Below are 25,380 nucleotides of genomic sequence, written 5' to 3'. Positions count from 1 at the left end.
ATGTTTCCATTATATCATACAAGCGCATACAACACAAACAAAATCTAGCGAGAGCTTTAAAAAAATCCAGTTCTATCAAGTAATTGAACTGGATCGGCTACAACATAAACTGATAAACTCGGGAGCAAAGTAGAAAAGAAATTATTTACCAGTTGGCAAGTAATTTCTCTGAGTTTCAACTTTTACTATTTGAGGTCTTTATTGTTTCCTGTTTTTAGTCGCAGGAACTTGGGAAACATGGTATAATGGAGCAATGTAAACTAGGGGAAGGAGTGTCTAGATGCAGAACGTCTATATTATCGGTAGTCGTGGCTTACCGGCTAAATATGGTGGATTTGAGACCTTTGTGCAAGAATTGGTTACCCGCAAACAAGATTCTCGTATTGTTTATCATGTTGCTTGTTTGTCGGATGAAGGCTCTTACCAGCATTTTGATTTTCAGGGAACAGACTGCTTCACCATCTGTCCTCCTCAGTTGGGGCCTGCTCGGGTGATTGCTTATGATACCATGGCCTTGAACTATGCCCTAAAGTTGGCAGAAAAAAGTGGGAGTGAGCGTCCGGTTTTCTATATTTTAGGAAATACGATGGGACCATTGGTTCAGCTCTTTACGAAGAGAGTTCATCGGTTAGGTGGGCGGCTGTTGGTTAATCCTGATGGCTTGGAATGGCGACGTACCAAGTGGCCTAAGCCTGTCCGTACCTATCTGAAGCTTGCAGAGCGGGCTATGACGAAGTATGCGGATTTGGTGGTGGCGGATAATCCAGGCATCGCTTCTTATTTGGAGGACACCTATGGACAACTTCCAGTGACCACTATTGCTTATGGTACGGATTTGGAACCGTCAAAATTAGCAACGGATTCGTCTGATTTTCAGAGTTTTCTGCAAGAATGGAATCTCCGTGCTGGCGAGTATTACCTGATTGTAGGCCGTTTCGTGGCGGAGAATAATTACGAGACCATGATTCGCGAGTTTATGCAGAGTCAGACTCAGCGTCCGCTAGTTTTGGTCTGTAATTATCAGGGTTCATCTTACTTTGAGTCCTTGCGACAGAAGACAGGCTTTGATCAGGATTCCCGAATTCGTTTTGTGGGAACGGTCTATGATAGCGATCTCTTGAAAAAAATCCGCCAAGAAGCCTATGCCTATATCCATGGTCACGAAGTTGGTGGAACCAATCCCGGGCTCTTGGAAGCCTTGGCTCATAGTGACGTTAACCTTGTTTTAGGTGTTGATTTTAACCGAGTTGTGGCAGAGGAGACAGCCCTTTATTGGTCTAAAGAGTCTGATGACTTAACCTCTCTTCTTGAAAAAATTGAAACAAACCGACCGAGTCATCTTGGTGAAGGAGCTAAAAAAAGAATGCAGCAGTTCTATTCATGGGAGAAGATTGTGGACGACTATGAGGAGGTATTCCGCTCATGACCGTTGCCATCTTACTGTCGACCTATAATGGGGAGCGCTACTTGGCGGAGATGTTGGATTCGATTTTGGCGCAGACTGTACAAGATTGGCGTCTTTTGATTCGGGATGATGGCTCGAGTGATGGAACCCATGAGATTATCCGTCGCTATCAAGCGCGTGATGCTCGAATTCGCTGGCTCAATCCAGAACGACAAGAGAATCTAGGAGTTATTCGGAGCTTTTGGACCCTTTTGCAGGAAGAAGAAGCTGATGCCTACGCTTTTTCAGATCAGGATGATGTTTGGCTCCCCCATAAATTGGAGGTTCAGCTAGCAGCACTAGCTAGGGAAGATGCGAGTCAACCAGTCTTGGTTTACACAGACCTTAGCGTTGTGGATGCGAATCTTCAAGTCTTAGCACCTAGTATGATTAAAAGTCAATCTGCTCATGCGAATACGACCCTTCTTGCGGAATTAACGGAGAATACCGTTACAGGTGGTGTGACTTTGATTAATCAGACTTTGGCCAAACTATGGACAGGACAGGAAAAACATGACCTGCTTATGCACGACTGGTATCTCGCTCTGTTAGCAGCTAGTCAAGGTCAGCTCATCTACCTCGATCAAGTGACCCAACTCTATCGCCAGCACGATCAAAACGTTCTAGGTGCCCGAACCCTTCGAAAACGAATGGCCAACTGGGTTCGACCACAGCTCCTCTTCCAAAAGTATTGGACTTTAATCCATGATAGTCAAGAACAGGCTCGTAACCTTCTCGAATTATTCCTCGAGCCTGAAAGCCGTGCTTTAGTAGAGGACTTTGTTACGATTCTAGATCAAGGAATGGTTGAACGAATCCGACGTGTTTTTGGACGAGGTTTCCGAAAAAATCGTTGGTTCCATACCTTGGTTTTTCGAACGTTAATCATTACCAAATTATTTTATAAAAGGAGCAATCCATGAATCTGTTTCAGCAGAAAAACTGGATCTTGATGAAAGAGCTCATCAAGACGGATTTTAAATTACGGTATCAAGGATCCGCTATTGGCTATTTGTGGTCCATATTAAAACCTTTCATGATGTTTACCATTATGTACTTGGTTTTTATCCGCTTTTTACGTCTTGGAGGAGATGTTCCTCATTTTGCAGTTGCCCTTTTATTGGCAAATGTGATTTGGTCTTTTTTTTCAGAAGCAACATCCATGGGGATGGTTTCGATTGTTTCCCGTGGTGATCTGATTCGTAAGTTAAATTTTTCAAAAGAAATCATTGTTCTATCTGCAGTAGCAGGAGCAGGTATTAATTTTTTGATTAATTTAGCGGTTGTTTTTGTATTTGCCTTGATTAATGGAGTTGGGATGTCCTGGCAAATCCTGTTGGTTTTACCGATTTTCCTTGAATTAGGCCTGTTTGCCTCTGGCTTGGCCTTTCTATTATCCACAGTTTTTGTTCGTTTTCGGGACTCTCTTCAGATTTGGGAAGTGGTTCTACAAGCTGGACTTTACGCCACACCGATTATCTATCCGATTAGTTTTGTAGCCAATCAAAATGAACTAGCTGCTAAGATAATGATGATGAATCCGATGGCTCAAATGATTCAAGATGCTCGGTATCTCTTGATTGATCCAGCTAATACGACCGTATGGCAACTGGTCACAAATCCTTTTTTAATACTTATTCCATATTTATTGCCTATGCTGATTTTTATGTTTGGCTATGGAATTTTTAAGAAAAATGCTAAAAAGTTTGCGGAGATCTTATAGTGAAAGAGAACAAAATCGCTGTTTCTGTTCAACATGTCAGTAAATATTTCCAACTACCAACAGAAGCAACCAACAGCTTAAGGATGAGTCTGATTAATCGCTTACGTGGGATTAAAGGTTACACAGAGCAACATGTCCTGAAAGACATCAATTTTGAGGTTGAGAAAGGTGATTTCTTTGGAATTCTAGGTCGAAATGGATCTGGTAAATCGACACTTTTGAAGATTATTTCTGAAATCTATCAGCCAGAACAAGGGCGAGTTGTCATTGATGGAAAATTGGTTTCCTTCATCGAACTCGGTGTCGGCTTCAACCCTGAGTTAACCGGACGTGAAAATGTTTATCTGAATGGGGCTCTACTCGGTTTTACCCAAAGTCAAATTGATGACATGTATGATGAGATTGTCGATTTTGCGGAACTCCGAGATTTCATGAATCAAAAACTGAAAAACTATTCCAGTGGAATGCAGGTACGCTTAGCCTTTTCTGTTGCCATCAAAGCGGATAGTGATATTCTCATTCTGGATGAGGTTTTGGCAGTTGGAGATGAGGCCTTTCAGCGTAAGTGTAATGACTATTTCATGGAACGTAAGCAATCTGGAAAAACAACCATCCTAGTCACCCACGATATGGGCGCGGTTAAAAAATTCTGTAACAAAGCAGTACTCATCGAAGATGGTCTTGTGAAAGCTTACGGGAATCCAGAGAATGTAGCGAATCAGTATAGTTATGATAATACAGCACCACTTCACCAAGAGGAAGTGGTGGAAAAAGAGGGTTCAGAGCCAACGTTGGTGGAGAATTTCCAATTGGAGCTTTTAACACCAACTCAGATTAGTCCATCGGATAGTATCCAGTTTCGTATTCAATACGATTTAAGGGAAGAAATGGAGACCTATATTGCTTTATCTTTGACAGATATTGACCGTAATATATGGATTTACAATGATAATTCCATGGATGTTAAGCGTAGTAGTTGTGGACATCAAGAAATTTATTATCAATGCTCTCTTCCATCTGTTAACAATTTGAAGTTGAAATTAGAAGTAACTGTTCGAGATGCTGCTGGAAATATGCTAGCTTTTTCAGATGCAACGCAAACCCCTATCATTATGTTGCAACGAACAGATATTGCTCCAAATGATCAATCAGCATTGGATTCTGCTAGTGGCTTGATTCAAAGAAATGGAACGTGGACTTTTTCTGAATAGGAGTAACCTATGATACAGCCAATGGTCTCAATTATTTGTACGGTTTATAATAAGGAACCTTGGATTGAACAAACGTTGAATCGTTTTTTAGAGCAAAAAACAACTTTTTCTTATGAAATATTGGTGATTGATGATGCGTCAACAGATAATTCTTGGCAATTGATTCAATCATTTCAAAGTGAACATCCCGATGTGGTACGAATTTTTGCTAATGAGAGGAATGAGGGAATTGCTAGAACATGGGTAACCGTATGTCAGCAGGCAAGAGGTAAGTACATAGCTCGTTGTGATGGAGATGATTTTTGGTTAGATCCATTGAAGCTACAAAAGCAAGTTGATCTGTTGGAAGCGGCACCGGATTCTGCTTGGTCTAATACGGATTTTGATATCTATGATGAAAACGGCGATTTTGTTAGCTCAGCTGGTTTTGAATCAGGAACTATTCCTTTAGCGGATAGTTATGAGAAAATGTTGGCCACTCGTGGTTTCACGATGGCTTCAACTTGGTTAGTAGAACGTACAATGATGCTAGAGGTAAATGAGCAGTTGGATCTGGCAACAGCAGATGACACCTTTGATTTACAATTGGAACTCTTTCAGCGAACAACTTTAACGTATTTACCGGATGCTACAGTAGCCTATGTTATTAATCAAGGTTCTGATTCGCGACCTAGATCCGTTAAGGAGCAAGCAGTGCGCTTTAATCGGCTTTTAGACACTCAGAAGAAGTTTGTTACTCGATACCCCGAAAGAATTTCTGAGAAGCTGGTGAAGGAGCTATTGGAACGAGCAAACCACTTGGAATTGTCTCTTAGTGAGGCGGTTGTAGATCCAGAAGGACTTGGTTTTGAAAGTGTGACGATCTATTTTTCAGATGATCAATCTGGTTTTACAGAAACTCATAGTTCCTCGTTTACTTTGAGGAAAGAAGCTCAAATTGATATCCGTATACCAGAAGGGTGCAGTCGTATTCGAGTGGATCTTTCGGAACGACCTAATTTTTATGATTTGGTTCATCTTGAATGTAAAGATGGCCAGCCCATAGCAGTAAGTTGGAGTAATGGTGTTGCCTTTGAACAAGGTTATTTGTTTTTTGAATCAGATCCTCAACTGATATATGACCTCCCTGATCAGATTCCAGATGGGATAGTACGTCTGTTTTATAAGATGAGTCAAATGAAAAATCGTGAGCACCCGGACTATCTCGTTAAAAAAATAGTGACAGCTTTGGCAGAGGTGCAAAACCACTTAGAAGAACTTGAGGCAGAAAATATCTGTATGAAAAATTCACGGCGTTGGAGAATTCCTACGGCGATTATTAATGTTTTTAGGAGAAGGAAATGAAGCGTTTGCTTATCTATGTTCACTATAATAAAAATGGTGAAATGAGTCCGCATGTTCGCTACCAGCTACAGGAATTACGTCCTCTTTTTACAAAGGTTTTAGTTGTGAGTAACAGTCCTCTTACAGAGGATATGAAAAAAGATCTCCTTACTGCTCAGTTGGCTGATCAGCTATTGGAACGTGTTAACCGTGGTTTTGATTTTGCGGCCTGGCGTGATGGGATGCATGAAATTGGTTGGTCAAATCTATCGGATTATGATTCTGTAACTTTAATGAATGATACCTGTTTTGGACCTATCTGGGATTTTCAGCCATCCTTTTTAGAGATGGAGGCAGATACTCAGGTTGATTTTTGGGGATTAACTAATTTTCGAGCGACAAAAGCATTTCCTGAGCATTTGCAAAGTTATTTTTTGACGTTTAAGAAACCGATTCTTAATGATAAGAGTTTTTTGACATTTTGGCAAGGTATTAAAGAGTATAGGGATGTCCAAGATGTAATAGATCATTATGAATCAAGAGTGACAACGTACTTTCTGGAGCAAGGTTTCCAATACAGGGCTTTATTTGACACGATAGGGGAATCGACTGAAGGGATGCTTCATCCTGATTTTACTTATTATCATCCTCGTCGTATTCTTGAAGTCCGATTGCCTTTTCTAAAAGTGAAAGCAATGGATGCTAATCAGTCAATTGCTCCTTATTTATTGGATACAATTCGAACTCAGAGCTCTTATCCTGTTGAGCTAATTCTGTATCATATGTCTATGGTGAATCAGCCTGATAGTCCGTATCTATTAGGAGAAAAATATTTATCGCCTGTGCTACCTGAAATGACATCTTTTAAAGGGCGTGTTGCGATTCATCTCCATGTATTTTATACAGACCTGTTACGAGAGTTTGTCGATGTTTTTGAGACCTTTCCATTTGATTATGATCTTTATATTACAACAGATACTGAGAGTAAGAAAACAGAAATTTTAGCAGCAATAGCGGAAGATTCTTATAAAGAAATTCGATTGACAGGAAATCGTGGACGGGATTTATTCCCAATGTTGTTATTGAAAGATCAACTAGCCAAGTATGATTATGTAGGGCATTTTCATACGAAGAAGTCTAAAGAAGCAGATTATTGGGCAGGAGAATCTTGGCGTCAGGAATTACTTCAAATGTTGGTTCAGCCATCTGCAGAAATTCTAACCCATTTTGAAAAAGATCCTCAGCTGGGGCTCGTAATTGCTGATATTCCAAGTTTCTTCCGCTACAATCGAATTGTGACAGCTTGGAATGAACATCAGATGGCTCCAATGATGCAAGAATTGTGGGAGCGAATGGGGATGGCGAAGTCTATTGATTTTACAAAGATGGACACGTTTGTGATGAGCTATGGAAGTTTTGTTTGGTTCCGATATGATGCTCTAGAACCATTGTTTTCGTTAGATCTTGATGTGAATGAAGTTCCAGAGGAACCGTTGCCGCAAAATTCAATTTTGCATGCAATGGAGCGTCTCTTGGTTTACATTGCGTGGAGTCAGAATTACGATTTTCGCATTGCACCTAATTCGCGGATGATTACTCCTTTTGTAGATAATAAGCTCTTGAACTTAAATGGAGATCTTCATCCTCCTACGATGGTTGATTTTAATTACATGGGGGGAATAAAAGGAGCCTTGAGATATATAGTGATTGGTCCCGCTAGGGCGATAAAGTACATTATTAAACGGATGGTGGCTAAGTATTCATGAATCATATCTTAGAATTTTTATCCCAACGTTGGCTGGAATGGAAGCATCTTGCGATTGCTAAAAGTCAACTTCTTACCGAGGATATTACTTCAATGATTGAAGGTTTTTCTAGTGAGATAGAGGAGACGATTCAAAGCTATATACGGGAAAAATATGAGCAAATAAAAAAAGCTATTCAAGAGGAGGATTGGTCAGCCAGAGCATTTGAAGGCGTCTACATATTATTAATGATAGGCTTGTCTCTTGTTTTGGTGACCAACTATCATCTTGGAGAATATCCTGCTTTTTTAGGTTTAACCACAGGTACAATTATGTGGTTTTACTTGTTTCTTTCTCTATTTGCGGGTTTGATGACTCTACCTTATGTTAGTGTAAAAACAATTATTCCGATTTTATTGGGGTACGTAATCTATTTCCCGCTATTATTTTTATTGGAATGGTCAAGACAGTTAAACAACCCAGATTTTAAATTTGAACAACTTTTTGAGATTCATCCCTTAACGCAAGTTCATTTTTATACGTTACTGATTATTCTAACAATAGCGTTAGCTTTACGCTTAGCACAACGAGAGTTTTATATCTTTCAACGATTTGAGGGAACTGGACTTTACCGTGCTCGACGTTCTGTGTGGACGATGGCTTCAATGGCGCCATTAATGGTTATGAATCCCTTATTTTTGGACTTTGTGAACGGAACCATTAGTAAGATTGCTGAAACTAATCAATTGTCTACTTATATTGGTTTTATAATGGGGCAAATTGTCCTATGGTTTACGATAGGATTTGTTCTTTTTGCAAGTTTTTATAATAGTTTAAGAGAAATTGGCTTACATCACTTTGGACGTGCAAATGCAATTTTTTCTAGTTTTGTTTTTGCGGTTGTATTTAATCTCCTCTTCCAGTCTGGATTGATACAACAAGGAGATGTTGTCGGTCGTTTTATTTTACCAAGAGCAACGCTTTTTCAGGTTATTGTCATTTTTTCAGTATCTCTCTTAGTTTACGTACTACTCAATCGCTATCTTTACGCTAGTCTGCTGATTATGACGATAGGTCTCATCTTTACTGTTGTAAATAGTATTAAGTTCAGTTATAGACAGGAGCCAATTCTTCCAACAGATTTTATTTGGATTAGGGAACCAGAGCTATTTGTTTCTTTTGTGGATATTGGATTGTTTTTTACAGCAGTTATTGTTATGATCCTCTTGCTATATGTAGCATGGAATATTCAAATCATTATGCCAAGTAAGCAGATTTTTTCAACTTGGCCAGTGAGATTAGTCCTTTTATTTACTTTTCTTGGAATGGCTCAGCTAACTGTAGATACATTTCGAAGTGAGGAAAAAGGTAAAATTCCTCCTAATGTGCCAGTCATTAGTGTCTTGCATAACTGGGTTGATGTTACTTGGAAAGGCCTTTCTATCAATGCGAGTTATAAGTCATTAGCTTATGTTTGGACCCGACAATTGACACAGATAGTTATGGCAGAACCAGAAAATTATAGTCGCGAACAAATAGAGTTACTAGTTGAGAAATATCGTCAAAAAGCTGTTGAAATAAACCAAGCCCGTACAAAATCATTGAAATCTCAAACTGTTATTTTTGTATTAAGTGAGAGTTTTTCTGATCCGAAACGAATTGCGAGCAATCAGTTAACACAGAATCCGATTCCAGAAATTGAACAGATTATGTCTGAGACTAGTAGTGGTCTGATGCATAGTGATGGTTATGGAGGAGGAACTGCAAACATGGAATTTCAAACTTTGACAGGACTACCATTCTATAATTATTCAAGATCAACCTCTAATATTTACGTAGAGGTGGTTCCGAATATGACCTATCTTCCTTCTATTACTCGTTCCTTTAAAGGAAGTGATAGCTTTGTTATTCATCCATCAGGAGCTAATAATTATAATCGGATTAATATCTATAAGGATCTTGGTTTTGAGAATTTGTATTTTACTAGTGAAAGTCCGCAAAAAATTACGGATAGAGCGTTAGAAGGTGTGAATGTTAGTGATCGGTCGGTATACAATGAAGTGTTGGCGAAGATACAACCTGAACGGAGTCAATTTTTCTCTGTTATTACGATGCAAAACCATGTTCCATGGTCTGCTGGTCAACCAGCTGATATGGTGGCAACGAATCCATTGCTTAATGAGCAACAAAATGGAGACTTGACAAGTTATACACGTCTTCTAAATCACACGGATAAGGCAACGAAAGATTTTTTAGAGCAATTAACAACCATTAATAAAGATATTACAGTCGTCTTTTATGGAGATCATCTTCCAGGCTTCTATCCTTTATCTGTTTTTAAAGACCAGCCTCATCTGCAATTTGAAACAGACTACTTTATTTGGTCCAATACGAATCATTTTAAAGAAGATTATCCTCTTATTAATTCAAGTGATTTTGGTGCTGCTTTATTGGAGAAAACAGATTCTAAAGTATCCCCATATTATGCTTTACTAGAGAGTGTTTTGAAAGAGCGTCGCCTAAATGCTGAAGGTCAGTTTGAAAAAGATCGTGAGGCAGAGAAAGATTTGGAATTAATTCAGTATGATATTACTTCTGGAAAAGGGTATAGTGCTCAAAATCAGATTTTCTTTGAATTACCATAGATCATAATTGTTGTGATTCATGTATTTATACCAAAATAGGAGAAAAAATGACAGAAAAAATAGCAGTTTTGTTACCGGCATACAATGAAGAAGTAACGATTGTCAAGGTAATTGAAGATTTTAAAAAAGTTCTTCCCCATGCTGATATCTACGTTTATGATAATAACTCTAGTGACCGTACAAACGAATTGGCTTGCGAAGCAGGAGCTATTGTAAAGTTTGAGCCGAGGCAAGGAAAAGGAAATGTGGTACGCTCGATGTTTCGCGAGATTGAAGCGGATTACTATATTATGGCCGATGCAGATGATACATATCCTGCTGATGAAGTTGAAAAAATTCTAGCTCCTTTACGACAAGGCCAAGCTGACATGACTATTGGAGATCGTTTATCTAATGGGACTTATGAGAAAGAAAACAAACGTGGTTTTCATGGATTTGGTAACAATTTGGTGAGATGGCTAATCAATAGACTTTATCAAGGTCAGTACAATGATATTATGACGGGTTATAGAGGTTTTAATAAATTGTTCGTTAAAACCTTCCCAGTCTTATCACCTGGATTTGAAATAGAAACTGAGTTATCTATTCATGCTTTGGATAAGCGTTTTAAGCTAGTGGAGGTGCCAATAACCTATAAGGATCGTCCTGAGGGAAGTGAATCTAAATTGAGTACTTTTTCAGATGGATTTAAAGTTTTGAAAATGATTTTTAATCTTTTTAAAGACTATAAACCGTTAATTTTTTTCAGTATTTTGACAGTTTTGTTTTTTGTACTAGGTTTATTTGTCGGTTTACCTGTCATTAAGGAATTTACAAACACAGGGTTTATTTCTAAACTTCCTTCTGCAGTTTTAGCAACAGGTTTGATGATACTTGCTGCGCTATCGTTTGTGGCTGGATTTATCTTAGATACGTTTGTAAGGCAAAATCGTATGCAATATGAATTGAAAGTTTATGATTATTATGCAAGGAATGCAAAGGAATAGAGAATCTGGATTTTTTTACAATCTGAGGCAGTTTGGAAATGGTATTTTAAAATACCGTTATGTAATCGCAGTATTGTTCTTTATATTAGGTGTTTCCTTCAATCTTCACGGTAGTTCAATAAGTAATTGGAATAATTATGGGATTAGTGAAGCAAGGAATCATTCTAGAGGAGTAACAATAAATGATCTAGATGGTGATGCAGAAGAAATTGATGTTCAGAAAAATCTAACGGATTGGTTTTCATTTCCATCACGTTCAGATGGTACTATTGCCGGTGTTCCGAGAATGATTCGTTCAGATGAATGGCTAGTACAAACTCCTTTATATTTAGCTCAAGCTAACAGTGGAAATCAGTTAATAAATCCAAACTATGCTGTCTCTGGGCAAAATATGATTGTTGCTTATAACTCACCAGTTTGGCATATCTCGGTTTTGGGTAAACCCTTCAATTGGGGCTTTCTATTTTTGGGTGCTTCTAAGGGATTGTCATGGTACTGGTGTTTCAAACTACTTGCGATGCTTTTGCTAGCTTATGAATTTTCCATGATTTTGACTAGAAAAAATAAATTGCTTTCTAGTATCGGAGCTTTATGGATTACTTTTACTCCAGCCATTCAATGGTGGTTTATGCAACATCTTGGAGATGTGGTATTCTATTCATTGCTGATGATGGTGAGTATTTATCATTATTTCAACCAGGATAAAAAGTGGGTGAAAATATTAATGGCAGTTTTTCTATCTAGTGCCATGATTGGGTTTGTATTAGTTACTTATCCAGCTTTCCAAATTCCTTTTGCCTATCTGGTTGGAGCATTCTTTTTGATTGAGTTCATAGGAGTAATTAAAGCAAAAAAAATACAGATTTTTGATTCTATTTTGATGGTTATTACTTTGATTGTATCTCTTTCAATCATTGGAGTGAGTCTTTGGGATAGTAAAGAGGCATTAAGTCTGACATTAAATACAGTCTATCCAGGAAGTCGGATAAGTGTTGGTGGAGAGGGAGAGATAGCACAATTAGTTGAGTTTCTTCAAAATGTTCTCTTACCTTTTAGAATTCCGAAACACGATAATCAAGTGGAACTATCTACTAGTTTTCAATTTGTCCCGTTCTTCATTTTGACAATTCCATTTATAGTTAAAAAATATAAGATAGTGGAGAATAGTTTTGGGTTATTTCTTGTGTGCTTTACTAGTTTATTAGTACTTTACACTTTTGTAGAAATCCCGGAAGTTATTTCAAAGATAACATTGTTTAGTTTTGTTACATCAAGTCGTGCATGGCAGGCAGCTTCTGTGATGGGAGTATTCGCAAGTCTCTGGTTTATCGGTCTTGTATGGAGAGAAACGAGCAATAGGGTTCTTTACTTGATTGTAGGAATGTTACCTGCATTTCTGCTTTATTCATATCTAATTATCAATGAGTATTTGGATATTCACTACATTAGTAGAACAACATCCCTGATTATCTTTATTGTATTTAGTCTCTCTTATATTCTGTTTGTTTTTAGAAAAAAATTTTTTGTACTTCCGTTATTTGTACTGATTTTACTGTCTGGTATGACAGTAAATCCTGTAGTAAGCGGATTGGATGTCATTGAGGATAAAGCAATTTCATTAGAAATTAGTAAAATTAAAAATAAGGATAGTAATGCCATTTGGATGACTGAAAATGGATACTATTATCAATTACCTCAAATGCTTGGTGCAAAATCGATTGATGGAGTCCGTTTTTATCCGGATATTGAACTGATGAGTATCTTGGATCCGGATTCAAAAATGGAGAAACAGTGGAACCGCTATTCTCATATGCGTTATCTACTAGTTGGTAGTGAGACAACAATGGAAAATAGCTCACCTGATGTTCTAAATATTAGCTTGTCGGTTAACGATTTAGAGAAACTAAACGTCAAATATATCATAAGTAATCGAGATTTATCGGAATTATTTGGGTATGATAGATTCAAACAATTCTATGGTCCTGATTTAGATGGCAATAGAATATTTGAGGTCATAAATTATCAATAAAAATTAAAAACTCCAATATTTGTTTGCTGAAATAGCAGTTTCAAAGTTGGAGTTTTTAATTGATGGTGTTTCAACACTTTTATGCTTTTCCTAAATAAATGAATCTTTGTTATACTATCGGATAAATAAAACTTTTAAGGATAAAATCTATGCATTCATCATCCGCTTTAACAATCGGTAGCCCTCATTTCCATGCCGAATGGACTCAAAAAAGAAAACTCCTATCTTCTAAGGAAGTACTAGCTTGGTTTATGGACGTCATTCAAATGCCAGAAGATTTGACGGAAGATCCGCTAGAATTGCAGCGTTTGCTGGCTAGTTTTGATCCAGACTTGGCACCGCATGATCGATTTTGGAAGCAGGTGGTCAAGCTGGTGCAGCAAGCATTTCCTAAAAACACGTTGGATCAGTCTGGGCTTCTTAATCGTCAGGTTCACCAGCTCCGGTATCTAATTTCGATTCAGCAAGCTCAGTATGTTCGGAAGCATTTTCGTGAGTCAGGGATGACAGACCGAGAGGCTTTGGCCCGTTACCTCAAGGGGCGATACTATACCTTGTGGGATCGCGGTCGTTTGCATCAGAAGCTTTCCTTGGTTGAAGGAACAAGGGCCTATCCAGATAATCAGGCGAGTGTGAATTTAAAAGTCCTTTATCATCAACGGGTTGAGTTTATTTTAGACAGCCAAGGACGTTTTCTGAATATCTTGGATCCGGAAGGAGTATCAGAGGCGGGAATTATTAACGGAGCTAGCTTTAATTACGGTGGATTTTGTCGTCATAAAGATCTGGATATTGCTCCGATTGGGCGGCATGATCCTCGCTTTCGACGAAAAAGATTACGAGGGTTCCGCTCGCCTACGAAGTCAAGATGGAATTCTGATGATAGATCATTTTGGTCTTCCAATGGCCCCTATGCTCAATCTGGTCAATCTTTGGCAAGTTTGGTCAAGAGAAGTGCCCGCGATTTTCGTCGATTAGTGCGGAAGAGTTAGGTAAGAATAGATCATAAGAATGTTGTGTATATTGTAGTTAACATTTGACAATTAGAAGGTTTAAAAGTAGAATAAATGTATAGAATGATTATACATTACTTGTGGGCTAGTGGATATGGTCTGCACCCGCCTGTGGGCTCATGCTCAGTACGAACTGTTTGTTGAGAAAAAGAATAGTCGGACTGCCTACCCTTGAGGAATAGATAGGGCATATCTAGCGTGAGGTGAAACTCAATACGTGGAAGAAAAGGAAGCTCCTGCTTCCTTTTCTTTTTTAGGAGGGGATTTGTATGACATATACTTTGGTATGCTCTAAGTACAAATATGATTGAAGGCTGGCAGCCAACTGTTGAGGATATTGAACTTTTAAGAGATGAAGCGATAGTATTGGGAGTCACTTGATGGCTTTCTTTTTTCAAGTCTAGTAGCATAATAGTAATTGTACCGCCCACTACTCTTCGAAGTAATAGGGCGGACATTTTTTGTCGAAATAGTAACAACATAGTATGAAAGGTGTTCGTATGATCGCATTTCCCCATAATCGCCTTGTTAAGGCGGGACGGTATTTGTCTTTTTTCAAAAATGATCCTCTGAATCAGGTGCCGATTTTGCGCTATGATAAGAAACGCAAGGGGCTGATGTTTGTGATTGTGTTTCAGCTTGCAGATTCGGTTCAGATTTTAAATCGCTCTGAGAAAGGTTATTCTTCGCGTTTGGAGAGGGTTCGTTTTTTTGATGAAAAATCTTTACAGGCGGGCTTAAATCGGATTCCGAATGTGGCTCGAGAATCTGCTCAGGTTCTACAGGTTCCTGGTAAGGGAAAGGGATATCGTGATTGGATACGCTACTACCAGCCTCAAGAGCTAATGTTTTTAGCAGGGGGGCAGGAAATTTCTGAAGATGTTTACAATCCTTTCCGAGATGCTAGAACTTGGGATGGTGGGGAGTTTGGTCAAGCGGATTTCGAATATCGAGATTATGAAGGGATTCAGGATTTTCGCCCTTTTTGGCCGCAAGGGGAAGCTCAGCCTTTAGTTTGTAGATTTTCTGATGCTGGTGCAGACTTGTTGTTAATGGGCTGGTACTATCATGGTCCCCAATTGAAGGTATCTTGGAGGCCAGATAGGAAGGGGGCTCGTTGGCGGTCATCCTTGGTTGCTGTGGATCGGAAAACGGGACGAACCTTTTTTCAAGGCAATCTTTTTCAGGTTGAAAGGGCGTCGGTTCCTATCTTTTTTGACAAATTGGAAATAAAAAATCACAAGGGATCGGAGTTGGATGTCTTGTATCAAGAAATTGAGAAGCAAATATGCGCGGCAACTTTAAAGGAACGGGGCTAAAAATCTGGTGAGAGTAATGGGCTGTTAAAGAAATCTTTGGTATGCTGTGTACAAACATAGAACTTCTTGATACAATCTTGGCAAGAAGTGATGAGGTGGGTTATGCGATGGTTTGTCGATGAGTCGGGTGTATTTGTTGAGTTGTTGGCTTCTTATCCCTCATATCAAGGAAAGAATGAGTATTACATCTGTAAAAAAAGAAACCAAGAGATTTTTGTGATTCAGAAAGAGGATTTCGAAAAGAGTTTTGCGATTTATGAGTCACCTCTAACTACACAGGAAAAGTTGGAATTATTTTTTTCGGTCTTTAAGGGGAGATTCGATGTTTATGCTAGAAGTTATTTAAACGGGGAGGGAAAACTTCAGTATTCACCGTCCTATAAATATGGATGGAAAGATTTGGCGCCAGAGAAGAGAGAATTTCATCCGCTAACAGTTGATGTTTTGAAGTCACATTTGAAGGGAGAAACAGCAATTGGGATATTTCCAATGTTGAAGGATGAAACTTGTTGGTTTTTGGTGTTGGATTTCGATAAAAAAGATTGGAAGTTATCCGTTGAAGTTTTGAGGAACGTAAGCTGTGAAAGAGGGGTAATACCTGCTGTCGAGATTTCAAGATCTGGTAATGGCGCACACGTTTGGTATTTTTTTGAAAATGCTATTCTAGCGCGTGATGCTAGAAATTTTGGTAGAAAACTTCTTGAACTTTCGATGTTAGAATCAGAATCAATTTCGTTTGAAGCTTACGACAGGATGTTTCCAAATCAGGATATCCTTCCAAAAGGAGGAATTGGAAACTTAATAGCCTTACCATTGCAAGGAAAGGCCTATGAAAATGGGAATACCTTGTTTGTAGATGAGGAATTTAAACCTTATGCTAATCAATGGAGATTCCTTCAAAGTATTGAAAGAATAGAAACTAAAACGGTTGATTTTATAGTGGGCATAGATTCGGAAAGTCCGAATTTAGAACAAAGTACTTCACTTAAATTTAGTAATGTGTTGATGCTTGAAAAGCATGTACTTTCAAGTCAAACTATGTTTTATTTGAAAAAAATGGCTTCTTTTTCAAACCCAGAATTTTATTTAAAGCAAATCATGCGTCAACCCACATATCAAATACCAGAGCGGATCTGTTTATTTGAAGAAACGGATAGATATCTTATCTTACCGAGGGGGTTGTTGCAAAAATTAACAAATCTTTTCAATCAAATTTCCATTGAAGATAATCGAATTGTACATTCACCTGTTTCGGTAAAATTTGTAGGAGAACTTAGGTTTGAACAGGAAGTTGCCTTGGCGGATGTTACATCTAGAGACAATGGTATATTACAAGCTGAGACAGGATTTGGAAAGACTGTTTTAGGAGCGGCATTAATTGCTAAACATCAAGCTCGGACGATTATTCTTGTTCACAACAGACAATTGTTAGAGCAATGGATTCAAAAACTTAGTCATTTTCTTGAATTCGAGGAAGAAATGCCCGTAAGATACACTCCAAAGGGTAGAGAAAAAGAAATAGGGTACATTGGTCAGTATACTGGATCAAAAAAGTGGAGAAGTAAGTTAGTTGATGTTGTGATGATTCAATCTATGTTTAATTTAGATTCTCTTTCTGATTTATTGAATGAATACACAATGATGATAATTGATGAATGTCATCATGTGACAGCTTTGATGTTTGAAAAAGTTGTTAAAGAATTTAAAGGTAAGTATATGTATGGTCTGACTGCTACACCTGAGAGAAAAAATGGTCATCATCCTATTATCTTTCAACGAATTGGAGATATATTGCATAAAACTGATGCTCCAAAACATCAGTTTTATAAGAAGTTTTTCATATGTTTAACTTCTTTTGGAAGATTTGATTCCGAGAAGGCTTCGAGCAGGAGATTTGATTCGTTAAATGATTGGCTTGCAAGAGATGAATCCAGAAATCAACTTATTGTGGGAGATGTGCTAGACCAAATTAGGCAACAACGTAATTGTCTTGTTATCGTGAATAGAATAGAACACATCGAAATTTTGAGTGAATTATTGTTATCAAAAGGATTTGATTGTATTTTTACCTTAAGTGGGAATACGAAAACTTCAATTAGAAAACGAGTATTAGAGGAGATTGATAAAGAGAAGCGCGGCTTTATTCTTATTTCTACAGGGAAATTCATTGGAGAAGGATTTGACTTACCGCAGTTGGATACATTGTTTTTAGTCGGTCCTCTGTCGTGGAAAAATAATCTAATTCAATATGCTGGTCGTTTGCATCGTTCTCATGAAGAAAAACGAGAAGTTCGGATTTTCGACTATTTGGATATTCATGTTCCGTATCTAGAACGAATGTTTCAGAGAAGACAGGTGGCCTATAAACAGATGGGGTATGAAATAATCGAGAAGGAGAAAAATCAAAAGAACTATTACAGAACAGCTGACTATGAAGTAGACTTAGATAAAGATCTATTGAATGCTAAGAAAATACATCTGATTTTGCCTTTTATTCAGAAAAGAAAACTAATTCAGTTTGTTGAGAGGTATAATAGTATTCAAAAGATTTTATTGTTGCCAGAAAAATTTAAAAATACATCTTGGTTTGAAAAAACTACTGAGAATAATCTTACTGTGTTGTTTGATTCATCAAAGTCTTTAACACCGATGCTCATTATTGATGATTATTTAATTTGGTATGGAGCATTACCATTATTTACGAAGGTAGAAGATTTTTCTGTTTTAAGGCTAGATTCACCAGATTTAGTGAAGGAAATATTGGAAATGAATTACTAATTACAGTCTAATCCTTTAAAAATAGTTGAATGTGTATGGTATTTTGAAAATTTGAGTATAAAGGCTGTACTTAAAATGAGAACTGAATTATTTTTTAAGATTATCATATATTTATATTGTTCAAGTCTCAATCTCACGTACTTATGAAATGTTTTAGTCTCAATTAAAACAAACAGTCTCTTAACGAAACTATTTTAGGTATTGGTAGTCAAAATTTGCAAGTACACAATAGAGTTGACAAAATTTTGCTTTTCACAAGGCTATCTACTAAAGAGGCTGAGGGATAACTCCCTCCCTATAGAGCGTTTTACGCCTGATGGTTGGTGAAGTAACTTATCTACAAACGTCAAATTCTGTCTGGAATTTGACTAAGCTGTTCACTTGTCACAAGATAAAAGAGATCGTTTTATCTTATGACTACGATTGGGACGAATAATTGTTTGTGGCTAAGCGCTAAATGGCTCAGTCAAGTTTCTAGCGGTTGGCTGTTATTTTTTAATTTTTGTTGCTTATAACCCCGAAAGGAAGAGATTAAGACTTTTTGTCTTGGTCTCTTTTTTGTGAGCAGATGAAATTCAAGTTTTACCTAATGATATTCTCTAGTTTCTGTTTAGATTAGGGTCTATACTGGAGATATGAAAGGAAGGTGGCGAGTATGGCATCTGAGATCTTTGTTCTATCTGTATTTTTGGCAGGGATTTTGTCTTTTTTCTCGCCCTGTATTTTACCACTTTTACCTGTCTATACGGGGGTACTTTTAGATGAGGGGGAGAGTTGGTCCTGGAAGTTCTTGGGGAGAGCTGTTAATGGGGCCGGTTTGGTTCGAACGCTTTGCTTTATTGCAGGTTTGTCCCTCGTTTTTGTAGTTCTTGGTTTTGGTGCAGGGGCTTTGGGTCAGTTGCTTTACCAAGCTTGGTTTCCCTTATTGCTAGGTTTGCTTGTGGTGCTTTTGGGGTTGCACCAGATGGAGATTTTTCAGCTGGGGATACTGGAGCGGCAGAAAGGTTTTCAGTGGCGGAGAAAGACAGGCCGTTCGGGTTACGGGAATGCCTTTGTACTGGGATTGACCTTTAGTTTTAGTTGGACACCTTGTGTTGGACCGGTGTTAAGTTCGGTTTTGGCTTTGGCTGCATCGGGTGGTTCGAGTTCTTGGCAGGGAGCATTTTATATGCTGGTTTATACGATGGGCTTGGCTCTTCCTTTTCTGGCTGTGGCCTTGGCATCCAGTTTTCTTTTGAGTTATTTTAGAAAGCTTCAATCTAAATCACTTTTGCTCAAAAAAGTTGGTGGTTCCTTACTTGTTCTGATGGGAGTCTTGATGATTCTCAACGCTTGGTCCAGTCTATCTTTTTAAGAGGCTGGCCCCCTCACATTTTTTAAGGAGAAGGATTATGAAATCAAAAATTATGTTAGCCTTAAGTCTTGTATCGTTGCTCAGTTTAGCTGCTTGCAGTAACACCAAGCAAGAGGAGATGAAGGATTCCTCCGATATGTCTTCCTCTATGATGAAAAGTGAAGAGAAGACAGAGATGTCCTCGTCTATGTCTGAGGACAAAATGGAATCTTCTGATATGAAGGAATCGGAAATGTCTGAGGATATGGATGAGAAAATGATGGAAGAAGAGGAGATGAAAGATCAGTAATCCCAAGGAGGGAAAGATGAGTAGGAAGAATTTTATGATCATAGGTCTGGCTTGTTTATTGGGGCTAGGTGGTTGCAGTAGTCAAGCTGAAAATCCGATGTCTAAAGAGGAGGATTCGTCGCAAACAGTGATGAGCAAGGAGCAATTACAAAAGGCGTCTGATTTCGAATTAACTGGTGTGGATGGAAAGACCTATCACTTATCCGATTTGAAGGGGAAAAAAGTCTATCTTAAATTCTGGGCCTCCTGGTGTTCTATTTGTTTGTCTAGTCTGGAAGATACTGAGCAGTTAGCAGTAGCTGCCAAAGATAAGGATTATGTTGTTCTGAGCCTAGTATCTCCTGGTCACAATAGAGAGAAGTCAGAGATAGATTTTAAAGAATGGTATCAGGGATTGGAGACAAAAACTCTTCCTGTACTCTTAGATCCCTCAGGAAAAGCCTTACAGGATTACCACGTGCGAGCTTATCCGAGTGCAGCTTTTATTGATAGCAAAGGTCATTTAGTCCAATTCCACACAGGTTATATGGCTAAGGAGGAGATTGAGAAAACGCTAGAAGCGTTAGACTAGGAGGTTTGCATGCCAGAAAAAACGAAATTATTGGTAGGAATAGCAATCATTTTAGGTTTCTGTTTCCTGTGGCTTGGTCTAGTCTGGTGGCGGGGACAGGGAAATCTTTCTCAGGCGGCCATTCGAGAAGCAGCAGCTAGTCAAGTGGTGAGCAAGCGTCAGCAGACAGAAGTTAAAAATCCAGAAGATTTACGGGAGATTTTTCTTGCAGGTGGTTGTTTTTGGGGCGTTGAAGAATACTTTTCTAGGATAGATGGAGTGGTGGATGCTGTATCTGGTTATGCCAATGGTCAGACAGAATCAGCAAGTTATGAATTAATTGGAAAAACAGGACATGCGGAAACAGTGCGCGTGACCTATGATTCGAGTCAAATTAGTTTGAGAGAATTGTTACTTCATTATTTCCGAATTATTGATCCGACAGCAGTAAACCAACAAGGGAATGATAGAGGTGTGCAGTATCGGACTGGTGTTTATTACGAAGATTCAATGGATTTAGCCATCATTGATCAAGTTTTTGAAGAACAGTCTCAAAAATTTGGGAAAGAATTGGCTGTTGAAAAGCTCCCTCTAAAGCATTTTGCGGAAGCAGAAGCCTATCATCAGGATTATCTTCAGAAACACCCCGATGGTTATTGTCATATCAATCTGAAAGGAGCAGCTTATCCTCTCATCGATGAGTCTTTATACCCCAAACCATCTGATGCAGAACTTCGTGAGCGCTTGAGTAAAGAGGAGTACGCAGTAACACAAAAAAATGAGACAGAACGAGCTTTCTCAAATCGTTATTGGAATAATGACAAAGAGGGATTGTATGTCGATGTTGTGACAGGAGAGCCTCTTTTTTCCTCCCGGGATAAATACGATTCGGGTTGTGGCTGGCCTAGTTTTACCCAAGCTATTAGTCCCGATGTAGTCACCTATAAGGATGATAAAAGTTTTAATATGGTGAGAACAGAGGTACGCAGTCGTTCGGGTGATTCCCATTTAGGACATGTTTTTACAGATGGTCCCAAGGATAAAGGAGGGCTCCGTTATTGTATTAATTCCCTTTCCATCCGTTTTATCCCTAAAGCGGATATGGAGAAAGAAGGGTATGCTTACCTACTTGGGGAAATTTGAAAATAGAAGATTTCTTCGATTTGATGATCATAGCTAAGAGTTGCGACAAAGTTGATACTTACTTTTGTTACAACTCTTTTTTGTAAGTATTTTCAAGATGATTCTGTTACACTAGATTTAGAAGCAATATACAGGAATACAGAACTAGGAGAGCCACTCTATGTATAAGATTATGATTGTTGAAGATGAATACTTGGTTCGTCAGGGGATTAGCTCGCTAGTAGATTATGATGCTTTAGGAATGACGATTGTCGCAGAGGCGGAAGATGGGCTTGAGGCCTGGGAGTTTTTATCTGAAGAACCAGTCGATATTTTAGTAACAGACATTAACATGCCCCGAATGGATGGCTTACGTTTAGCCCGGTTGGTAAAAAAACAGTACCCTAAGACGCATATTGTGTTTTTAACTGGTTATGATGACTTTGATTACGCTCTTTCTGCTGTTAAGTTAGGGGTAGATGATTATTTGTTAAAACCTTTTTCTAAATCGGATATAGAGCAAATGTTGCAGGAAGTCAAACAAAAATTGGATCAGGAAAATCAGTATCAACGGTTGCAAGCCTTCATAAATAATCAGGAGGAATCGGAATTCGCTTTGTATATCAAAGAGCATTTAGCGGATTCTGAATTGTCACTCAAGAGCATGGCTCAGGCATTTGGTTATAGTGTTTCGCATTTGAGTTTACTGTTGAAGCAAGAATTTGGACAACCGTTTCAGGATTATGTGGTTCAAGAGCGAATTCAGCGGGCTAAGCTATTGTTATGGACGACGGATTTGCGAATCTACGAGATTGCGGAACAAGTTGGTTTTGAGGATATGAACTATTTTTCCCATCGATTTAAGCAGATTGTAGGACTGACTCCTCGTCAATTTAAGAAGGGAGATGGGAAATGAAAAACTTGTCTCTTTTCCAAAAGTTAGTTCTTCCCTTGATGGTAATGCTTTTTTTGATACTAGCTTTATTGGGAGTCGGATTTTATCATATCAGTGCTCAAGAAATACGGCATCAAACAGAGGCTGAGACCCAAGAAATTGTGAAACAAAGTAGTTATTTTTTGGAGTTTTATTTAAAAAAAGTCAAGGAAACCAGTACTAGCCTGGTTGGGCATAGTCAGGTTAAGGACTACTCCCAAGCTCCTACTTTGGAAAAAGAAGCCAGCCTTCGGGAACTTTTTGCGACCATGATTGATGCTGATAAAGATTTGGTATCTGCTGTTCTGGTTACCAAATCTGGACAAGTCATTGCAACAGATTCTAGCATTAGCATGAAAACTTCCAGTGACATGATGGCAGAATCTTGGTATCAAGAAGCCATTGATACCAACGGAAGTCCAGTTTTAATACCAGCTCAGCAAGGAGGAAGAAGTCAAGAAAACCAATGGCTGATCTCAGTGACCCAAGAAGTTCGGGATAAGTCTGGCAAGAATCTAGGGGTGCTCCGTCTGGATCTTTCTTATGATACCTTGGCAAATTATTTGGATCATCTGAAACTGGGAGAGGACGGCTTTGCTTTTATTTTGAATGAACAGAAGGAGTTCGTTTACCATCCCCAACATACAGTCTATCTTTCCAGTCAAGAGATGAAGGAGCAAGAACCTTTTATCCAAGAAGAAAATGGCTACGTTGCAGGGAATACCTATGTTTATCAAAATGATATCCCTGGTACCACTTGGCGCCTCATCGGGGTTGCCTCCCTGGAGGCTTTGGGTCAGCTACAGACCAAACTCATGAAGACCTTTTTGGGACTTAGTTTCTTGGCCCTGTTATTAACTGCTAGTGGTTTATGGATTATATTGAGACAGTGGGCACGCCCACTCAAAGACTTCCAACAGACTATTTTAAAAGTAGGTACAGGTCAAGTTCACCTTCGCGCCAAGGAAGAAGGGGCGCCAGAATTAGTCCAGTTAGCTTCAAATTTTAACCAAATGTTGAATCAGATGGAACAATTGATGCTGACTATAAAAGAAGAAGAGCAAGAAGTTCGACGTTATGAATTACGAGCACTTGCTAGTCAGATTAATCCTCACTTCTTGTATAATACTTTAGACACGATTGTCTGGATGGCTGAATTACAAAAGGGCCCAAAAGTGGTAGAATTGACAAAATCTTTAGCCCATTATTTTCGCTTAGCTCTCAATCGAGGCCATGAACAGATTCGTCTCCAAGATGAAATAGACCATGTCCGCCAATACCTATTTATTCAGCAGGAAAGATATGGAAAGAAATTAACGTATGAGATAAGGGAGAATCCCGATTTCGCAGATTTTTTACTTCCGAAATTAGTGTTACAGCCTCTCGTGGAAAATGCAATTTATCATGGAATCAAACAAATTCAAGGGACAGGAATTATTAAGATAAATGTCCGATCACTAGCTGGCAATCTGGTTATCTCCGTTAGTGATAACGGTCCTGGTTTTGCAGAAGTAAAGGAGGAGGAGATCCGTTTGAAACTAGGTGGTGTTGGTTTGACAAATGTCGACCAGCGTTTGAAACTTCAGTTTGGAGATGACTATCATATGGAAATTCAATCACCTCCTGACGGATGGACAACTGTCTCGCTTTGTTTTAAGATGAATCGAACTGATTAGCTATTGAAATATAGAGCTGGATGCTGACTGGTTGAGATTTGTATCAGTTTCTCTTAGTGTAGATTATTAAAAGCCCCTAAAATTTGATATGCTCCCTTTATAGTGGACAGTGAAAAAATAAAAGATTATGCGACGGCCTTGTTCCTCATTTCAAGAGGGGGAAGGCCGTTATTGCGTTCATGATTGTAGAAATGAATATAAGCATCTATATCAGCTACCAACTCCTCAAAGGTCTCATATAGGGAAATAGACTTGTACTAGGTACTTACGAATATTTTCTGGTGGTTTTACTTTGTATTGCGATGACTCTCTTTGTTCATCGAAAAAAGATTGTTCAATTTAAATAAGATAATGAGGCTGCACCAAGCATAGATCAAATTATCTTTGATGGTTTTGGTTGGAATAATTGTAGCCCTCAGTAAGGCAACAATGTTATAAAAGTGATGGATTAGTTTGATTTTGAAAGTTAGACTAATTTTTTAAATAAAAAATGAGATTCTTATAGGATATAATATCACAAACAAAATGTTAGTTATATATGACAAATAGAAAACTTTATTGTATAATAAAGATAAGAAAGGGGGAGAGCGTTACGAAAAATATTCGCATGAAAATGGCAAGGGTTGAGCACGATCTGACTCAGGGAGATTTAGCTGAAAAAATAGGTGTGTCACGTCAGACCATCGGTCTAATCGAGGCAGGAAAGTATAATCCAAGTTTGAATCTATGTATCGCTATTTGCAAGACCCTTGATAAGACACTGGATCAGCTTTTTTGGGAGTAAAATGGTTTAGAGATTACTCAAAAAAATTGAGAGATGTCTTGAGGTTTATGGATAGAGTGAGTAAGAACCATGTCAATGGAGTTTGCAGTTTGAAATTAAATCCTGTAATGAACTTTTTTGATGGTAGGAGTTCTTTCTCACTCCTCATAGAATCGGTTTTACATAGTAGAAGGAGTGTATTATGAAGCTACAATTATTTAACAAGAACGTTTTAGATGAGAGAGAAGAACAGCTTACCAATAAGGCTGGAGCTGAAACAGCTCATTTGCTTCTAACTGTTTTAAGTGGAATAAGTATGGCGGGTGCATTTTTTAGTTCAGATTTTAGTTTTATAGTTGTTTCACTTTAAAAAACATTGTTTAGACATTCTATCACCGAGTTATATTTGGGTAGTAACTCTATGACTTTCTTCTTAAGGTTAGCCCATGCTTTTTCAATCGGATTTAGTTCAGGAG

20 protein-coding genes and 1 pseudogene are annotated in these 25,380 nt (G+C 38.4%); 20 read left to right on the top strand and 1 reads right to left on the bottom strand.

Annotated elements, in window-relative coordinates; genetic code table 11:
• Nucleotides 1–280: 280 nt before the first annotated feature.
• The 18 genes from cps2T to ACXM1Q_RS05720 all read left to right on the top strand — a co-directional run bounded on the left by cps2T (nt 281) and on the right by ACXM1Q_RS05720 (nt 24,141).
• A complete protein-coding gene (gene cps2T, locus ACXM1Q_RS05805) occupies nt 281–1,426 on the top strand; it encodes a beta 1-4 rhamnosyltransferase Cps2T (RefSeq protein WP_458517030.1) in 1,146 nt (381 codons plus the stop codon).
• The gene (locus ACXM1Q_RS05800; protein WP_458517028.1) at nt 1,423–2,367 is read left to right on the top strand and encodes a glycosyltransferase family 2 protein; all 945 of its coding nucleotides are present in this window, start codon (nt 1,423–1,425) and stop codon (nt 2,365–2,367) included. The genes cps2T and ACXM1Q_RS05800 overlap by 4 nt, the downstream gene beginning before the upstream one ends.
• Nucleotides 2,364–3,167 (top strand): ABC transporter permease, encoded by an 804-nt coding sequence (locus ACXM1Q_RS05795; protein ID WP_458517026.1) that lies wholly within the window; start codon nt 2,364–2,366, stop codon nt 3,165–3,167. The genes ACXM1Q_RS05800 and ACXM1Q_RS05795 overlap by 4 nt, the downstream gene beginning before the upstream one ends.
• A complete protein-coding gene (locus tag ACXM1Q_RS05790; protein WP_458517024.1) occupies nt 3,167–4,378 on the top strand; it encodes an ABC transporter ATP-binding protein in 1,212 nt (403 codons plus the stop codon). The genes ACXM1Q_RS05795 and ACXM1Q_RS05790 overlap by 1 nt, the downstream gene beginning before the upstream one ends.
• 9 nt (nt 4,379–4,387) lie before the next feature.
• The gene (locus ACXM1Q_RS05785; RefSeq protein WP_458517022.1) at nt 4,388–5,722 is read left to right on the top strand and encodes a glycosyltransferase family 2 protein; all 1,335 of its coding nucleotides are present in this window, start codon (nt 4,388–4,390) and stop codon (nt 5,720–5,722) included.
• On the top strand, nt 5,719–7,467 hold the full coding sequence (locus ACXM1Q_RS05780; RefSeq protein WP_458517020.1) for a rhamnan synthesis F family protein: 1,749 nt from the start codon (nt 5,719–5,721) through the stop codon (nt 7,465–7,467). Before ACXM1Q_RS05785 ends, ACXM1Q_RS05780 begins: the two co-directional genes overlap by 4 nt.
• Entirely contained in the window at nt 7,464–10,091 is a 2,628-nt protein-coding gene (locus ACXM1Q_RS05775) for an LTA synthase family protein (protein WP_458517018.1), read from the top strand. Before ACXM1Q_RS05780 ends, ACXM1Q_RS05775 begins: the two co-directional genes overlap by 4 nt.
• Before the next feature lie 47 nt (nt 10,092–10,138).
• On the top strand, nt 10,139–11,077 hold the full coding sequence (locus ACXM1Q_RS05770; protein WP_458517016.1) for a glycosyltransferase family 2 protein: 939 nt from the start codon (nt 10,139–10,141) through the stop codon (nt 11,075–11,077).
• On the top strand, nt 11,046–13,106 hold the full coding sequence (locus ACXM1Q_RS05765) for a DUF7657 domain-containing protein (protein WP_458517014.1): 2,061 nt from the start codon (nt 11,046–11,048) through the stop codon (nt 13,104–13,106). The genes ACXM1Q_RS05770 and ACXM1Q_RS05765 overlap by 32 nt, the downstream gene beginning before the upstream one ends.
• 149 nt (nt 13,107–13,255) lie before the next feature.
• Entirely contained in the window at nt 13,256–14,098 is an 843-nt protein-coding gene (locus ACXM1Q_RS05760; protein WP_458517012.1) for a DUF3114 domain-containing protein, read from the top strand.
• 521 nt (nt 14,099–14,619) lie between these two features.
• Nucleotides 14,620–15,438 carry a hypothetical protein gene (locus tag ACXM1Q_RS05755; RefSeq protein ID WP_458517010.1) on the top strand — a complete coding sequence of 273 codons (819 nt, stop codon included), beginning with the start codon at nt 14,620–14,622 and terminating at the stop codon, nt 15,436–15,438.
• A gap of 102 nt (nt 15,439–15,540) precedes the next feature.
• Nucleotides 15,541–18,216, top strand: a complete 2,676-nt coding sequence (locus ACXM1Q_RS05750; protein WP_458517008.1) for a TOTE conflict system archaeo-eukaryotic primase domain-containing protein — start codon at nt 15,541–15,543, stop codon at nt 18,214–18,216.
• Nucleotides 18,217–18,871: 655 nt separating this feature from the next.
• Complete coding sequence (gene ccdA2, locus ACXM1Q_RS05745) at nt 18,872–19,570, top strand: thiol-disulfide oxidoreductase-associated membrane protein CcdA2 (RefSeq protein ID WP_458517006.1); 699 nt, start codon at nt 18,872–18,874, stop codon at nt 19,568–19,570.
• A 37-nt stretch (nt 19,571–19,607) separates the two neighbouring features.
• Nucleotides 19,608–19,859 (top strand): hypothetical protein, encoded by a 252-nt coding sequence (locus ACXM1Q_RS05740; protein ID WP_458517004.1) that lies wholly within the window; start codon nt 19,608–19,610, stop codon nt 19,857–19,859.
• 16 nt (nt 19,860–19,875) lie between these two features.
• Nucleotides 19,876–20,430: a redoxin family protein gene (locus ACXM1Q_RS05735; RefSeq protein WP_458517002.1), complete on the top strand. Its 555-nt coding sequence runs from the start codon at nt 19,876–19,878 to the stop codon at nt 20,428–20,430.
• Between the two features lie 9 nt (nt 20,431–20,439).
• The gene (gene msrB, locus ACXM1Q_RS05730; RefSeq protein WP_458517000.1) at nt 20,440–21,552 is read left to right on the top strand and encodes a peptide-methionine (R)-S-oxide reductase MsrB; all 1,113 of its coding nucleotides are present in this window, start codon (nt 20,440–20,442) and stop codon (nt 21,550–21,552) included.
• Nucleotides 21,553–21,712: 160 nt separating this feature from the next.
• On the top strand, nt 21,713–22,447 hold the full coding sequence (locus tag ACXM1Q_RS05725) for a response regulator transcription factor (protein WP_458516998.1): 735 nt from the start codon (nt 21,713–21,715) through the stop codon (nt 22,445–22,447).
• Nucleotides 22,444–24,141, top strand: a complete 1,698-nt coding sequence (locus ACXM1Q_RS05720) for a cache domain-containing sensor histidine kinase (RefSeq protein WP_458516996.1) — start codon at nt 22,444–22,446, stop codon at nt 24,139–24,141. Before ACXM1Q_RS05725 ends, ACXM1Q_RS05720 begins: the two co-directional genes overlap by 4 nt.
• Before the next feature lie 125 nt (nt 24,142–24,266).
• On the opposite strand, the pseudogene ACXM1Q_RS05715 reads toward ACXM1Q_RS05720, so the two are convergent.
• A pseudogene (locus ACXM1Q_RS05715) lies at nt 24,267–24,380 on the bottom strand (IS3 family transposase); the annotation flags it as partial.
• 299 nt (nt 24,381–24,679) lie between these two features.
• Here ACXM1Q_RS05715 and ACXM1Q_RS05710 point away from each other — a divergent pair.
• Nucleotides 24,680–24,925 (top strand): helix-turn-helix transcriptional regulator, encoded by a 246-nt coding sequence (locus tag ACXM1Q_RS05710; protein WP_458516994.1) that lies wholly within the window; start codon nt 24,680–24,682, stop codon nt 24,923–24,925.
• Between the two features lie 181 nt (nt 24,926–25,106).
• The gene (locus ACXM1Q_RS05705; RefSeq protein ID WP_458516992.1) at nt 25,107–25,274 is read left to right on the top strand and encodes a hypothetical protein; all 168 of its coding nucleotides are present in this window, start codon (nt 25,107–25,109) and stop codon (nt 25,272–25,274) included.
• Nucleotides 25,275–25,380 lie beyond the last annotated feature (106 nt).

It is taken from the genome of Streptococcus sp. 10F2 (assembly GCF_054331515.2).
Note: the sequence above shows the minus strand (reverse complement) of the source record. Positions and strands in the feature narration are given on the sequence as shown.

What these genes read in the sequence shown, in the direction of transcription:
- cps2T (WP_458517030.1), top strand. Translation starts at nt 281, where the DNA reads ATGCAGAACGTCTATATTATCGGTAGTCGTGGCTTACCGGCTAAATAT.
- ACXM1Q_RS05800 (WP_458517028.1), top strand. Translation starts at nt 1,423, where the DNA reads ATGACCGTTGCCATCTTACTGTCGACCTATAATGGGGAGCGCTACTTG.
- ACXM1Q_RS05795 (WP_458517026.1), top strand. Translation starts at nt 2,364, where the DNA reads ATGAATCTGTTTCAGCAGAAAAACTGGATCTTGATGAAAGAGCTCATC.
- ACXM1Q_RS05785 (WP_458517022.1), top strand. Translation starts at nt 4,388, where the DNA reads ATGATACAGCCAATGGTCTCAATTATTTGTACGGTTTATAATAAGGAA.
- ACXM1Q_RS05780 (WP_458517020.1), top strand. Translation starts at nt 5,719, where the DNA reads ATGAAGCGTTTGCTTATCTATGTTCACTATAATAAAAATGGTGAAATG.
- ACXM1Q_RS05775 (WP_458517018.1), top strand. Translation starts at nt 7,464, where the DNA reads ATGAATCATATCTTAGAATTTTTATCCCAACGTTGGCTGGAATGGAAG.
- ACXM1Q_RS05770 (WP_458517016.1), top strand. Translation starts at nt 10,139, where the DNA reads ATGACAGAAAAAATAGCAGTTTTGTTACCGGCATACAATGAAGAAGTA.
- ACXM1Q_RS05765 (WP_458517014.1), top strand. Translation starts at nt 11,046, where the DNA reads ATGATTATTATGCAAGGAATGCAAAGGAATAGAGAATCTGGATTTTTT.
- ACXM1Q_RS05760 (WP_458517012.1), top strand. Translation starts at nt 13,256, where the DNA reads ATGCATTCATCATCCGCTTTAACAATCGGTAGCCCTCATTTCCATGCC.
- ACXM1Q_RS05755 (WP_458517010.1), top strand. Translation starts at nt 14,620, where the DNA reads ATGATCGCATTTCCCCATAATCGCCTTGTTAAGGCGGGACGGTATTTG.
- ACXM1Q_RS05750 (WP_458517008.1), top strand. Translation starts at nt 15,541, where the DNA reads ATGCGATGGTTTGTCGATGAGTCGGGTGTATTTGTTGAGTTGTTGGCT.
- ccdA2 (WP_458517006.1), top strand. Translation starts at nt 18,872, where the DNA reads ATGGCATCTGAGATCTTTGTTCTATCTGTATTTTTGGCAGGGATTTTG.
- ACXM1Q_RS05740 (WP_458517004.1), top strand. Translation starts at nt 19,608, where the DNA reads ATGAAATCAAAAATTATGTTAGCCTTAAGTCTTGTATCGTTGCTCAGT.
- ACXM1Q_RS05735 (WP_458517002.1), top strand. Translation starts at nt 19,876, where the DNA reads ATGAGTAGGAAGAATTTTATGATCATAGGTCTGGCTTGTTTATTGGGG.
- msrB (WP_458517000.1), top strand. Translation starts at nt 20,440, where the DNA reads ATGCCAGAAAAAACGAAATTATTGGTAGGAATAGCAATCATTTTAGGT.
- ACXM1Q_RS05725 (WP_458516998.1), top strand. Translation starts at nt 21,713, where the DNA reads ATGTATAAGATTATGATTGTTGAAGATGAATACTTGGTTCGTCAGGGG.
- ACXM1Q_RS05720 (WP_458516996.1), top strand. Translation starts at nt 22,444, where the DNA reads ATGAAAAACTTGTCTCTTTTCCAAAAGTTAGTTCTTCCCTTGATGGTA.
- ACXM1Q_RS05710 (WP_458516994.1), top strand. Translation starts at nt 24,680, where the DNA reads ATGACAAATAGAAAACTTTATTGTATAATAAAGATAAGAAAGGGGGAG.
- ACXM1Q_RS05705 (WP_458516992.1), top strand. Translation starts at nt 25,107, where the DNA reads ATGAAGCTACAATTATTTAACAAGAACGTTTTAGATGAGAGAGAAGAA.